Origin of the sequence: Pseudomonas fluorescens, from assembly GCF_000968015.1 — a bacterium.
Classification (GTDB): Bacteria; Pseudomonadota; Gammaproteobacteria; order Pseudomonadales; family Pseudomonadaceae; genus Aquipseudomonas; species Aquipseudomonas fluorescens_W.
Window position 1 is genome coordinate 50,951 of the sequence record NZ_LACH01000037.1, and the last position, 13,112, is coordinate 64,062.

Sequence of the window (13,112 nt, forward strand, 5' to 3'; positions counted from 1 at the left end):
GACGATGAAGGCAATCAACACCCCAACCGGCAGGGAGATGATCGCCACCAGCGATGAGCGCAGGTGCCAAAGGAAGATCCCACACACCAACGCGACAACGATGAACTCTTCGATGAGCTTGTGGCTGAGGTTTTCCACCGCGCGGTCGATCAGCTTGCTACGGTCGTAGGTGGTGACGATTTCCACCCCGGCCGGCAGACTGCTTTTCAGTTCGTCGAGTTTAGTCTTGACCGCCGCAATGGTCTCGCGAGCGTTCTTGCCACTGCGCAAAATCACCACGCCGCCGACGGTCTCGCCTTCGCCGTCGAGTTCAGTAATGCCGCGCCGCATTTCCGGTCCCAACTGAATGGTGGCGACATCGCCAAGGGTCACCGGCACACCACCCGAACCCAACTTGAGCGGGATCGCCCGAAAGTCATTGAGCGTCTTCAGGTAGCCGGAAGCACGCACGATAAACTCGGTCTCTGCCATCTCCAGCACCGCGCCACCCGTTTCCTGGTTGGCCTTGCCAATAGCCTCAGTCACCTGCGCCTGAGTGATGCCAAGACTCGCCAGTTTGAGCGGATCAAGCTGCACCTGGTACTGCTTGACCATGCCGCCCACGGTGGCTACTTCTGCAACATTGGGCAGAGTCTTGAGTTCGAACTTGAGGAACCAGTCCTGAAGTGCGCGTAGCTGCGCCAAGTCGTGTCCGCCACTGCGATCCACCAGTGCGTACTGATAAATCCAGCCCACGCCCGTCGCGTCCGGCCCCAACGACGGTTTGGCGCTGGCCGGCAACCGACTTTGTATTTGACTCAGATACTCCAACACCCGCGAGCGGGCCCAGTACAAGTCAGTGCCGTCTTCGAACAGCACGTAAACGAAGCTGTCACCGAAGAAGGAGTAACCACGCACCGTCTTGGCGCCCGGCACTGAGAGCATGGTGGTGGCCAACGGATAGGTCACCTGGTTCTCGACAATCTGCGGCGCTTGTCCCGGATAAGGGGTGCGGATGATCACCTGAACATCGGAGAGATCCGGCAGCGCATCGATGGGTGTGCTCTGCACCGACCAAATGCCCCAGGCCGTGACAAACAGCGTCGCCAGTAGCACCAGGAACCGGTTGGCCACTGACCAACGAATCAGGGCCGCGATCATGGCTGGCTCCCCGATTTATCCAGACGCTCAACACGCAAACCGTCATCGGTCTGGCTCACCGCAATCCGAACCTTATCGCCCGCTTTCAGTCCCTGCATCAGAGTCGGATTGGCGAGTGGAAACGTCATCGTCATACCAGGCATGCCCAGCGTCTTGAAAGGACCATGGGCAAGCGTGACTTCCTTATCGTTGATCTCAACGATCTGCCCATCCGCTTCATGAAAGCTGGAGGCGGCTGCGCGGGGTGGTGACGCCTCCTCCGAGCTTGCAACAATGCCCTTTAGACTGGCCTCCGAATCGAGCAGGAACTGGCCAGAGGTCACCACCTTCTGGCCTTCTTCCAGACCTTTCAATATCGCCGTCTTGCCATCGCTTTCCTGCCCGAGTTGCACCTCCACGGGACGGTAGCGGCCCGCGTCTTCGGCGAGCATCACCAAGGCACGTCGGCCAGTGCGAATGACGGCCTCGCTCGGCACCCACAACACACTTTGCCCGGTCGAGCGGTTCAGGCGTACCTGCGCCGTCAAACCCGGCCTGAGGCGTCCGTCTGGATTGGGCAGTTCCACCCGCACACGAAGGGTGCGGCTGTCCGGATTAGTCTCGGGCAAAATCGCGCTGACCTTGCCACTGAGCATTGTCCCTGGGAAGGCTGGCAGGCGCGCTTCGACCGCCTGCCCCACGGTAATTGATCCGGCATCCGATTCCGGAACGGCCACGGCTAGCCAGACACTGCTCAAGCCATTGACGCGCGCCAGAGTATCGCCAGTCGCCACGGTCATTCCCGCACGCACGTTCAATTCTTGCAGCACACCGGCAATGGGGCTGGTCAGCGTCAGGTAGGGCTGAACCTTACCGCCCCGCTCTACCTGAGTAATCAGTGTTGCCGGCATCCCTGTTAGTCGTAGTCGTTGTCGGGCGGCAGCCAACAAGTCAGCATCTCCATTGCGCCTCAGCGCAAGAAACTCTGTCTGGGCAGCGGTCCACTCAGGCACCAGGATATCCGCCAACGCCGCGTTGGCTTTGAGTACATCGCCGGGAGCATGGGCATAGACCCGCTCCACAAAGCCAGTGGTGCGTGCCTGAATCACAGCGACATCACGTTCGTCGAACGTCAAGGCGCCTGTCACATCGAGGCTGGAGTCAAAGATCCCACGGGTAACTGTGGCAAAACGTAGACCGAGATTCTGGGTCAGACTCGGATCGATGCTAACGCTCGCACGGTCCCCTGCGCCGCTGGCGTATTGGGGGACCAGTTGCATGTCCATGAAGGGGGACTTACCCGGCTTATCGAACTTTTGCTGCGGGTACATGGGGTCGTACCAATACAGAGCCTTGCGTTCATCCGGTGAATTGAGGTTCTGTTCCGGGACGGTACCTGGTACTCCGCTCATGCGCTGGTGAGCGAACCAGTAGCCACCGGCAACACCCAATGCCAGCGAGATGCCTACCAGCAACGCCCCGTTCGATTTTCCAAGGATCATTGGCTGGACTCCCCATAAGCAAAATACAGACGCGCACTGGTCAGCGCTCGCTGCTCTTCCACGTCGATCTGTTTGAGGCGGGCTTCGATGAGTTCACGTCGGGCGGCAACAACGGCGTTCAAATCGCCTTTGCCGGCCCGATAACTGGCCATGCTGAGTTCGACCTTTTCCTTGGCCAGCGGCAACAGGCTTTCCTGGTTGCGGCGCACAGCACGATTCAGGCGCTCATAGTCAGCCAGCTCATTTTCCAGTTGCTGAGTGTGCTCGCGTGACAGGGCTTCGCGCTCGGCCTCAAGCTGGCTGAGTTCAGCCTGTTTGGCTGCGATTTTGGGGTTTTGGCGAGACTCAGGAAACAGCGGCAGGTCCCAGGAAAGTTGCACGCTGACCATGTCGCCAAATTCACGGCCACGGTGCTGGTAATCCAGTTCCCAGCTCCAGTCCGACTGCTTCTCCGACACGGCTTCACGAACCTTGGCTTGCGCCTCGCGGGTCATCGGCGCAAACGCTGCCAGCTCGGGATGATGCTGCAGTTTATGGGCGTAGCCGGAGGTATCGACGGGCCATTCAGGCAAGCTGCCCACAGGCTTGTCGTTGGCGGCGGAGCCAATCCAGCGTTTGAGGGCTGCTCGGGCTTGCGCTCTCTGGAGACTCAGATTGTCCTGTTGCTCCGCCAGTTGAGCCGCCTCTTGCTTGGGCGTCACCGCATCGGCGGGTTGAGCGCGGCCTCCGGCAATCTGGGCCCGGACGGTATCGGTCAACAGGCGGTTTTCTTTATAGAAGTCCTGGAACAGCGCATCTTTGCGCTCAACCGAGTAGCTACTGATCCAAGCCAACGCCGTGGACTGGCGTACCTTCAGACGTTCGACTCGACGCTCCGCAGCGGCGCGATCAACGGCCGCATCGGCGACCTCGACGCGCGCTTTGCGCTTGTCGCTGTTGGGCATTTCTTGCCTGACCCCAACCATTTGCATGGTCATGAAATCCTGGTCGATGCTCCAGCGATCCGGACCGCCAATGGGGTAGTTCTGCACACCCAGCAGCAGTTGGGGGTCCGGTAGCTCACCGGCTGGAATAGCCGCGCTGCTGGCAGCCTGAATTTTGGCGTCTTGTGCGGTCAGCGACGGTGCATTGTTTTCGGCAAGCCGCAATGCTTCATCGAGTGTCAATGCGGCAGCGAAGCTCGGCAATGCCAGTACGCTTGCCGCCAGACCGGCCACAAGGGACCAGCCTGTGCAATAGCACTTGGAGTTCATGTTTACGATTCCTGTGATCATCCGCTGCACGCGGCAAAAGGCACGCGCGCAGCTAGTCCATGCCGCTAATGCGGAAAGAGGCTCAATGTGGGACAGGAATCAAACGCGAGGCGGTCGCCATACCCCGGACGGGGTCTGTAAGGGTAGGGAATCGCTGAAGAAGGAAATCACGACGGGGCTGAATACGGTTACAGGAGGCTTGAAGATCGAGACTTGCAACATGCCGCCTGTCTTACATTCCTGGCCCGGCTTACAAGGTTTGCCGTGCTCGGAAGGGCTTTTCATATCGTTGCAGCAGTCCATCCCCATGTCGTCCATCATCGCCATGCCCATCGTCTTCATTGGGCAAGGTTCTGTCGGTGCCTGAACGCCCGCCATCCCGCTGAGGGGAAGCGCCAAGCTGATCATGAAAATGATGCAAAACCGCAGATAGCGTTTCATGGGCTGGAGTGTAGTCGTCGAAAACAGCGGTTACCATTCGAAAAATGTCTTGGCGATCTACTGAAAGACGCTGAAGAGGCGTGATCTCACCATCGCTTGATTAAGCCAGCGTTACGGATAAAAACCGGAACTCGAGCAAGCACCGAGCGCATCCCTGCCCATAGCAATCTGGTATTGAAGTGAGTGCGCCGCCTCAGGCGAATCCAGTCATCGTTCTGGCCGCTTTAGGTCTTTCAATGAGTCCATGGCGGTCTTCAATGAAGCGTCACAACCCTGCGGCTTTCGCCAATCCTGATCCGGTCCAGTGCCCTGTTTAGAGAATCCAAGGCGTCAAGGAGGGCCTTCGCCTCGATCTCTCGACCATCTCCCCAAAGGCGTTCAGCCATTCTGTTCAGGGCCTGGATGGCGTGCTCAATTTCATGAGCAGTAGCCGTCGCTGCTACTTTACTTTCCGTCTTTTTCTTCGGCATTCAGTAACCCTTCTGCAGGGCATTGCTCTGTCTTTCAATTATTCGCGCGAATACAGCTGCTCTGAGGCTCGGTGAAGCTGTTGTCGTCCGAGTCCAGGACTAGGCGCGGGCTTTGCGCAGGCCTGAAACGAGAAAGGGGATCAAGCCGCTAAGTGCTTGATCCCCTTACAAAATATGGTCGGGACGGAGTGATTCGAACACTCGACCCCTAGCACCCCATGCTAGTGCGCTACCGGACTGCGCTACGCCCCGACTAGGCGTGAAACCCGTTCCTCTTCTCGAAGAACGCTCAAGAATATATCGCAAGCTTTTGAAAACTGGAAGTATTTAAAAGCAGGAAATTATTTCTTGAGCACAACCAGTACATCTTCCAATTCAGCGATCATCTGCCGAATCATTTGCTTGTATTGAGTGGTGTCATCTTTAGCTTCATCGCCGGACAAACGCAGGCGTGCGCCGCCGATGGTGAACCCCTGATCGTAAAGAAGCGCGCGAATCTGCCGGATCATCAGCACGTCTTGTCGCTGATAATACCGGCGGTTTCCGCGGCGTTTGACGGGGTTGAGTTGAGGAAACTCCTGCTCCCAGTAACGCAGCACGTGTGGTTTTACCGCACACAGCTCGCTGACTTCACCAATGGTGAAGTAGCGTTTGCCTGGGATGACGGGTAGTTCGTCGTTATGACTTGGTTCCAGCATAAGCCTCAACTCGGGCCTTCAACTTCTGCCCTGGACGAAAGGTGACCACACGGCGAGCCGTGATCGGGATTTCTTCACCCGTTTTCGGATTGCGGCCAGGCCGCTGGCGTTTGTCCCGAAGGTCGAAATTGCCGAAACCGGACAATTTGACTTGTTCGTTGTCTTCAAGAGCGTGCCTGATTTCCTCAAAAAACAGTTCGACCAATTCCTTGGCTTCCCGTTTATTCAGGCCCAGCTCTTCATACAGACGTTCCGCCATCTCAGCTTTCGTCAGAGCCCCCATACGTCACTTCCTTAACGTGGCGTTCAACCTTTGTTCGAGCGAGGTGAGGATGTTTTGCGTCGTGGTATTCACCTCATCGTCATTAAGAGTGCGCGATGGATGCTGCCAGGTCAAGCCGACTGCAAGGCTTTTTCTATCAGGATCAATGCCTTTACCCTGATACACGTCAAATAGCCTGAGGTCTGTCAGCCATTCGCCTGCATTTTCACGGATTACGTCCATTACAGCGCTGGCCGCAACGTCCGTGGCCGCAATCAGTGCCAGGTCACGACGCACTTCAGGAAAGCGCGATAACTCCTGGAATTTAGGCATTTTGCCCAATGCCACTTCGGCCAGAACCAGCTCGAAAACGAAGACCGGACGGTCGAGACCGAGGGTTTTCGACAATTCAGGGTGGATAGCACCGACGAAACCGACCAAGCGACCTTCACGTTCGATGCGCGCGGTTTGCCCCGGGTGCAACGCAGGGTGTTTGCCCGGCACAAAAGTGAATGAATCCAGTGCACCCGCGAAGCCCAGCACCGCTTCCACGTCGGCTTTGACGTCGAAGAAGTCCACGACATCGCGTCCTTGTGCCCAACCTTCTGGCAGACGGCTACCGCAAACAACACCCGCCAGCATCGGCTCTTGCTTCAGGCCTTCCAGCTGACCGACGAAACGCAGGCCGCTTTCGAACAGACGGACGCGATCCTGCTGACGGTTGAGGTTGTGCTGAAGTGCCTTGACCAGGCCCGGCCACAAGGACGAACGCATGGCAGCCATGTCATTCGAAATCGGGTTGGCCAGTAGCAGCGGCTCGACACCTGGATTAAACAGCTCAAACTGTTTCGGATCGATGAAGCTGTAGGTGATCGCTTCCTGATAGCCACGGGCTACCAGCAAACGGCGCAACTCAGGCAGATCGCTCCGCGCCTCAGCCTTGGCCTGCGGCGCCAGACGAGCTTGCGGGTAGCGAACCGGCAGACGGTTGTAACCATACAGACGAGCCAGCTCTTCGATCAGATCGACTTCCAGGCTGATGTCGAAGCGATGGCTTGGCACTTCTACGCGCCACTGCCCTGCCCCATCGGCAGAAATTTTCAGACCCAAGCCGCTGAGCAGTCGCTCGACTTCGGCCGAATCCATTTCCATACCCAGCATCTGAGTGATGCGTTGCGCACGCAGAGTAACTGGCGCAATCGACGGCAGGTGCTGCTCGCTGACGGTTTCGATGATCGGGCCAGCTTCTCCGCCAGTGATTTCCAGCAGCAGGCCGGTGGCGCGCTCCATGGCTTCACGGGCCAGTTGCCAGTCCACGCCACGCTCGTAGCGGTGAGAGGCGTCGGTGTGCAACCCGTAGGAACGGGCCTTGCCAGCGACAGCAATCTGATCGAAGAACGCGCTTTCGAGGAACACATCGCGAGTGGTCGCGGTGTTGACGCCGCTGTGCTCGCCACCCATAACGCCGGCGATTGCCAAGGCGCGGGTGTGGTCGGCAATCACCAGTGTATCGCTACGCAGGCTGACTTCCTGACCGTCAAGCAGTACCAGCTTCTCGCCTTCTTCAGCCATGCGCACACGGATGCCGCCATTGATTTCGGCGAGATCGAAAGCATGCAGTGGTTGACCCAGTTCCAGCATCACGTAGTTGGTGATGTCGACGGCAGCATCGATGCTGCGCACGTCACCACGACGCAGACGCTCGACCATCCACAGCGGCGTTGGCTTGGACAGGTCAACGTTACGGATCACACGACCCAGGTAACGCGGGCAAGCGGCTGGCGCCAGCACTTCGATCGAACGCACTTCGTCGTGCACGGCTGGCACGACAGCAACCACCGGACGGGTGACTTCAGCAGCGTACAACGCGCCGACTTCACGGGCCAGACCGGCCAGGGACAGGCAGTCGCCGCGGTTCGGGGTCAGGTCGACCTCGATGCTGGCGTCGTCCAGGCTCAGGTATTCACGAATGTCCTGACCGACCGGCGCATCGGCCGGCAATTCCATCAGGCCATCGTTGCCTTCGCCGACTTGCAGCTCGGCCTGGGAGCACAGCATGCCGTTGGACTCAACGCCACGCAGTTTGGCTTTCTTGATCTTGAAATCGCCTGGCAGTTCGGCACCGAGCATTGCGAACGGGATCTTCAGGCCTGGACGCACGTTAGGCGCACCGCAAACGACCTGGAAGGTCTCCGAGCCATTGCTGACCTGGCATACACGCAACTTGTCAGCGTCCGGGTGCTGTTCGGTGCTCAGCACCTCGCCCACCACCACACCGGTGAATTCGCCAGCGGCCGGCGTAACGCTATCGACCTCAAGACCGGCCATCGACAGACGAGCAACCAGCTCGTCACGACTTACCTGCGGGCTTACCCAGCCACGCAGCCATTGTTCACTGAATTTCATCCTGCTCTCCTAAGAATTCGTTACGACTAGCGAAATTGCGCGAGGAACCGCAAGTCGTTGTCGAAGAACAGACGCAAGTCGTTCACGCCGTAACGCAGCATGGCCAAACGCTCGACACCCATGCCGAAGGCAAAGCCCGAGAACTCTTCCGGGTCGATCCCGGACATGCGCAACACGTTCGGGTGAACCATGCCGCAGCCCATCACTTCCAGCCAGCCAGTCTGTTTGCAGACACGGCAGCCTTTACCGCTGCACATCACGCATTCCATGTCGACTTCAGCGGATGGCTCGGTGAACGGGAAGTACGAAGGGCGGAAACGCACGGCCAGTTCTTTTTCGAAGAACACGCGCAGGAACTCTTCGATGGTCCCTTTCAGGTCGGCGAAGTTGATATCGCGGTCGACCAGCAGGCCTTCGACCTGGTGGAACATCGGGGAGTGGGTGATATCGGAGTCGCTACGGTACACACGGCCTGGGCAGACGATGCGGATCGGCGGCTGTTTCGATTCCATGGTGCGGACCTGTACCGGCGAGGTATGGGTGCGCAGCAACATGTTGGCATTGAAATAGAAGGTGTCATGCATCGACCGGGCCGGGTGATGGCCTGGGATGTTGAGCGCTTCAAAGTTGTGATAGTCGTCTTCGACCTCAGGGCCTTCGGCAATGCCGTAGCCGATGTGAGTGAAGAACTGCTCGATACGTTCCAGAGTGCGAGTAACCGGATGCAGACCACCCGAGGTCTGCCCACGGCCAGGCAGGGTCACGTCAATGGACTCGGCGGACAGTTTGGCGGCCAGGTCGGCCTCTTCAAACAGTGCCTTGCGCGCATTGAGAACCTCTGTGACACGCTCCTTGGCAACGTTGATCAGGGCGCCGACTTGCGGACGCTCTTCTGCCGGCAAATCCCCCAGGGTCTTCATCACCTGAGTCAATTCGCCCTTTTTGCCAAGGTAGTGAACCCGGATTTGCTCCAGGGCATTGATATCTTCAGCGCTTTGCACAGCCTCTAGAGCTTGAGAGACGAGCGCATCCAGGTTTTCCATGTACAGACTCCAGATACAAAATAGGGGAAGAGCTTGAAGGCTCTTCCCCTATTTATGACGTTTAACACCTGGCCCCACAGAGGTGAGGCCGGGTGACTGTCGGGGGTACTTAAGCCAAGGTGGCTTTAGCTTTCTCGACAATCGCAGCAAACGCCGCTTTTTCGTTCACTGCCAGATCAGCCAGAACCTTACGGTCGATCTCGATGGACGCTTTTTTCAGGCCGGCGATGAAACGGCTGTAGGACAGACCGTTGATACGTGCACCAGCGTTGATACGAGCGATCCACAGAGCGCGGAACTGACGTTTTTTCTGACGACGGTCACGGTAGGCGTATTGGCCTGCCTTGATTACCGCTTGCTTGGCAACACGGAATACGCGCGAGCGAGCGCCGTAGTAGCCTTTAGCAAGTTTCAGAATTTTTTTGTGACGTTTACGGGCAATGACGCCACGCTTTACACGAGCCATGAGTTACTTCCTCTATTCTTGACTAAATTAACGAAGGCGCAGCATGCGCTCGACTTTTGCCACGTCACACGGTGCCAGCAAGCTGCTACCGCGCAGTTGACGCTTACGCTTGGTCGACATTTTAGTCAGGATGTGGCTCTTGAAAGCGTGCTTGTGCTTGATACCGTTAGCAGTTTTCAGAAACCGCTTAGCAGCACCACTTTTAGTTTTCATTTTTGGCATGTTCGGATACTCCGCATTCAGTTGATAAACATAATCAGAAGGCCTGCCGTGCCCTATTGATTACTTCTTCTTTTTCGGGGCGATGACCATGATCAGTTGGCGTCCTTCCATCTTAGGATGCTGTTCGACCGAACCGTACTCGAGCAAGTCACCTTCAACTCGCTTGAGGAGTTCCATCCCCAGCTCCTGGTGGGCCATCTCACGGCCGCGGAATCGCAAGGATACCTTGGCCCTGTCCCCATCACTCAGGAAACGTACCAGGTTGCGCAGTTTTACCTGGTAATCCCCTTCCTCCGTCCCTGGACGAAACTTGATTTCTTTAACCTGAATCTGCTTCTGGTTTTTCTTGGCCGCGGCAATCTGCTTCTTCTTTTCGAAGATCGATTTGCCGTAGTCCATCAGTTTGCAAACAGGGGGTACTGCATCGGCGGAAATTTCCACCAGATCCAGTTTGGCCTCTTCAGCCTTAAGAAGCGCGTCTTCAATTGACACAATCCCAAGCTGTTCACCTTCAGCCCCAATTAACCGAACCTCGCGTGCCGAGATATTCTCGTTGATCGGGGCCTTCGGTGCAGCTCGTTTATCTTGTCTCATTTCACGCTTAATAGTAATTACTCCGAATCTGGGCGACCACGCCGGGAAACCGCTTGAGCGAGGAACTCGGCGAACTGGGCGACGGGCATCGAGCCCAGGTCAGCACCTTCACGAGTACGCACAGCGACAGTCTGCATCTCGACTTCCCGATCTCCGATAACCAAGAGATAAGGAACCTTGAGCAAAGTATGCTCGCGGATTTTAAAGCCGATCTTTTCATTTCTCAAGTCAGACTTGGCACGAAATCCGCTTTCGTTGAGAGTTTTTTCAACCTCAGCGGCGAAATCAGCCTGTTTATCAGTGATATTCATGATCACTGCCTGGGTCGGAGCCAGCCACGCGGGGAATGCACCCTCGTAGTGCTCGATCAGGATTCCGACGAAACGTTCGAAGGAGCCAAGGATCGCCCGGTGCAACATCACCGGGTGCTTGCGACTGTTGTCTTCAGAGACGTATTCGGCTCCCAGACGGACAGGCAGGTTAAAATCGAGCTGAAGGGTACCACACTGCCAGACGCGGCCAAGGCAATCTTTCAGCGAGAACTCGATCTTCGGACCGTAGAACGCACCCTCACCCGGCTGCAGATCGTACGGCAGGCCAGCGCTATCAAGGGCTGCAGCCAGGGCCGCTTCGGCGCGATCCCACAGCTCGTCGGAACCGACGCGTTTTTCCGGACGAGTGGACAGCTTCATCTCGACGTCTTTGAAGCCGAAGTCGGCATAGACGTCCATGGTCAGCTTGATGAACGCAGCGGATTCGGCCTGCATCTGCTCTTCAGTGCAGAAGATGTGGGCGTCGTCCTGAGTGAACGCACGTACACGCATGATGCCGTGCAGCGCACCCGATGGCTCATTACGATGGCAGGCACCGAACTCGGCCAGGCGCATCGGCAACTCGCGGTAGCTTTTCAGGCCTTGGTTGAACACTTGCACGTGGCAAGGGCAGTTCATCGGCTTGATGGCGTAGTCGCGGTTTTCCGACTGCGTGGTGAACATGTTGTCAGCGTAGTTGGCCCAGTGCCCGGACTTCTCCCACAGGCTGCGGTCAACGACCTGCGGAGTTTTGATCTCCAGGTAACCGTTGTCGCGCTGAACCTTGCGCATGTATTGCTCGAGTACCTGGTAAAGAGTCCAGCCGTTCGGGTGCCAGAACACCATGCCCGGCGACTCTTCCTGGGTGTGGAAAAGGCCCAGACGCTTGCCGATCTTGCGGTGATCGCGCTTCTCAGCTTCTTCGATGCGCTGGATGTAAGCCGCCAGCTGCTTCTTGTCTGCCCACGCCGTGCCGTAAACGCGCTGCAATTGCTCGTTCTTGGCATCGCCACGCCAGTAGGCGCCGGACAACTTGGTCAGCTTGAAGGATTTCAGGAAGCGTGTGTTCGGCACGTGCGGACCGCGGCACATGTCGACGTATTCTTCGTGATAGTACAGACCCATGGCCTGTTCGTTCGGCATGTCTTCGACCAGGCGCAGCTTGTAGTCTTCGCCGCGGGCCTTGAACACTTCGATCACTTCGGCGCGCGGAGTGACTTTCTTGATCACGTCGTAATCTTTTTCGATCAGCTGTTGCATGCGCTGTTCGATGGCGGCCAGGTCGTCCGGAGTGAAGGGACGTTCAAAGGCGATATCGTAATAGAAGCCTTCGTCGATGACCGGACCGATGACCATTTTGGCCGTCGGGTACAGCTGCTTGACCGCATGGCCAACCAGGTGGGCGCAAGAGTGGCGAATGATCTCCAGCCCCTCTTCATCCTTTGGCGTAATGATTTGCAGCGTAGCGTCGCTGCCGATGATGTCGCTGGCGTCGACCAGCTTGCCATCGACCTTGCCGGCCACGGTGGCTTTGGCCAGACCTGCACCAATGGATGCGGCGACCTCGGCTACGGATACCGGGTGATCGAATGAACGTTGACTGCCGTCGGGAAGAGTAATAGTTGGCATGGCGCCTCCTCTCCTAGTGGTGACCCCTACCAAAGGTCACGTGGGTTGGGATGAGCCAGTACAAGATCCGATCCAGGCCATTCAATGACGAACGCCTGCCTTACAGCGGCAGGAGCCTTGCGGCCAACCGGAAAACCGAACCAGAGTGACTGGGATTCAAATCAGGGTTATTCGCACATTTGCCGCTACCGGGACTGAAGGTCATCCGGAGCCTGTAAACGCCCGAGCCAGGCATGCTAGCACAGATGAACGGTCGTCGATGCACCGAGGCTTTGTCTTGGGGCAAATCGAGCAATTTTATGCCAGAGTGCTGAACTAGCACCCTGCTTTACCCCTCAGATAACAAGACATTGACCCACAAGGAGCATCCCAGCATGCATCTGAAACGTTTATTCGCAGTAGTCGCCCCCATCGTTCTGCTGCTGCCACTGGCCGCCCATGCCGATTGGCCGAAGGGCGAACGCGAGAAATACATGGCTCAGTGCACAGAAGCGGCCACTCCGCAGATCGGTGCTGCAGCAGCAAAGGCTCACTGCGCTTGCGGCGCCGATGCAATCAAATCGTACCCTGCCAAAGACATCCAGTCCCTGATGGACAACACCGCCAGTGATGCCCTGAAACAAAAAGCACTGACGCAAATCAGCGCGTGCAAAGCCGATAACAAGGCCAAAAAATAAGGTTCTTCACGGAATCCCG

The 13,112-nt window shown here is 57.3% G+C and carries 14 protein-coding genes and 1 tRNA gene; 1 reads left to right on the top strand and 14 read right to left on the bottom strand.

The features are described 5' to 3' along the window. The 14 genes from VD17_RS32630 to thrS all read right to left on the bottom strand — a co-directional run. On the bottom strand, positions 1 to 1,140 hold a 1,140-nt coding region (locus VD17_RS32630), incomplete at its 3' end, for an efflux RND transporter permease subunit (protein ID WP_259674567.1). Then, positions 1,137 to 2,621 (bottom strand): efflux RND transporter periplasmic adaptor subunit, encoded by a 1,485-nt coding sequence (locus tag VD17_RS17455; RefSeq protein ID WP_046054874.1) that lies wholly within the window; start codon positions 2,619 to 2,621, stop codon positions 1,137 to 1,139. The genes VD17_RS32630 and VD17_RS17455, both read right to left, overlap by 4 nt. Then, entirely contained in the window at positions 2,618 to 3,874 is a 1,257-nt protein-coding gene (locus VD17_RS17460) for a TolC family protein (RefSeq protein ID WP_046054875.1), read from the bottom strand. Before VD17_RS17460 ends, VD17_RS17455 begins: the two co-directional genes overlap by 4 nt. Positions 3,875 to 3,973: 99 nt before the next feature. Further along, positions 3,974 to 4,315 (bottom strand): hypothetical protein, encoded by a 342-nt coding sequence (locus tag VD17_RS31665; protein WP_080932020.1) that lies wholly within the window; start codon positions 4,313 to 4,315, stop codon positions 3,974 to 3,976. A gap of 254 nt (positions 4,316 to 4,569) precedes the next feature. After that, positions 4,570 to 4,785, bottom strand: coding sequence for a hypothetical protein (locus VD17_RS17470; protein ID WP_033061728.1), 216 nt, complete (start codon positions 4,783 to 4,785; stop codon positions 4,570 to 4,572). Positions 4,786 to 4,960: 175 nt separating this feature from the next. Continuing rightward, a tRNA-Pro gene (locus VD17_RS17475) sits at positions 4,961 to 5,037 on the bottom strand. An 89-nt stretch (positions 5,038 to 5,126) separates the two neighbouring features. Next, on the bottom strand, positions 5,127 to 5,483 hold the full coding sequence (locus tag VD17_RS17480) for a MerR family transcriptional regulator (RefSeq protein WP_003179985.1): 357 nt from the start codon (positions 5,481 to 5,483) through the stop codon (positions 5,127 to 5,129). Further along, on the bottom strand, positions 5,464 to 5,766 hold the full coding sequence (ihfA, locus tag VD17_RS17485; RefSeq protein ID WP_002553164.1) for an integration host factor subunit alpha: 303 nt from the start codon (positions 5,764 to 5,766) through the stop codon (positions 5,464 to 5,466). Before ihfA ends, VD17_RS17480 begins: the two co-directional genes overlap by 20 nt. Before the next feature lie 3 nt (positions 5,767 to 5,769). After that, positions 5,770 to 8,151 carry a phenylalanine--tRNA ligase subunit beta gene (gene pheT / locus VD17_RS17490; protein ID WP_046054877.1) on the bottom strand — a complete coding sequence of 794 codons (2,382 nt, stop codon included), beginning with the start codon at positions 8,149 to 8,151 and terminating at the stop codon, positions 5,770 to 5,772. Positions 8,152 to 8,177: 26 nt separating this feature from the next. Next, positions 8,178 to 9,194: a phenylalanine--tRNA ligase subunit alpha gene (gene pheS, locus VD17_RS17495; protein WP_046054878.1), complete on the bottom strand. Its 1,017-nt coding sequence runs from the start codon at positions 9,192 to 9,194 to the stop codon at positions 8,178 to 8,180. Between the two features lie 109 nt (positions 9,195 to 9,303). Next, positions 9,304 to 9,660 (bottom strand): 50S ribosomal protein L20, encoded by a 357-nt coding sequence (gene rplT / locus VD17_RS17500; protein WP_007905879.1) that lies wholly within the window; start codon positions 9,658 to 9,660, stop codon positions 9,304 to 9,306. 27 nt (positions 9,661 to 9,687) lie between these two features. After that, positions 9,688 to 9,882, bottom strand: a complete 195-nt coding sequence (gene rpmI / locus VD17_RS17505) for a 50S ribosomal protein L35 (protein ID WP_008145659.1) — start codon at positions 9,880 to 9,882, stop codon at positions 9,688 to 9,690. Positions 9,883 to 9,942: 60 nt separating this feature from the next. Then, positions 9,943 to 10,494, bottom strand: coding sequence for a translation initiation factor IF-3 (infC, locus tag VD17_RS17510; protein WP_169857083.1), 552 nt, complete (start codon positions 10,492 to 10,494; stop codon positions 9,943 to 9,945). Further along, positions 10,494 to 12,416, bottom strand: coding sequence for a threonine--tRNA ligase (gene thrS, locus VD17_RS17515; RefSeq protein WP_008145656.1), 1,923 nt, complete (start codon positions 12,414 to 12,416; stop codon positions 10,494 to 10,496). The genes infC and thrS overlap by 1 nt, the downstream gene beginning before the upstream one ends. Before the next feature lie 374 nt (positions 12,417 to 12,790). On the opposite strand from thrS, the gene VD17_RS17520 reads away from it, so the two are divergent. Continuing rightward, entirely contained in the window at positions 12,791 to 13,093 is a 303-nt protein-coding gene (locus VD17_RS17520) for a hypothetical protein (protein WP_046047705.1), read from the top strand. The last annotated feature ends 19 nt before the right edge of the window (positions 13,094 to 13,112 follow it).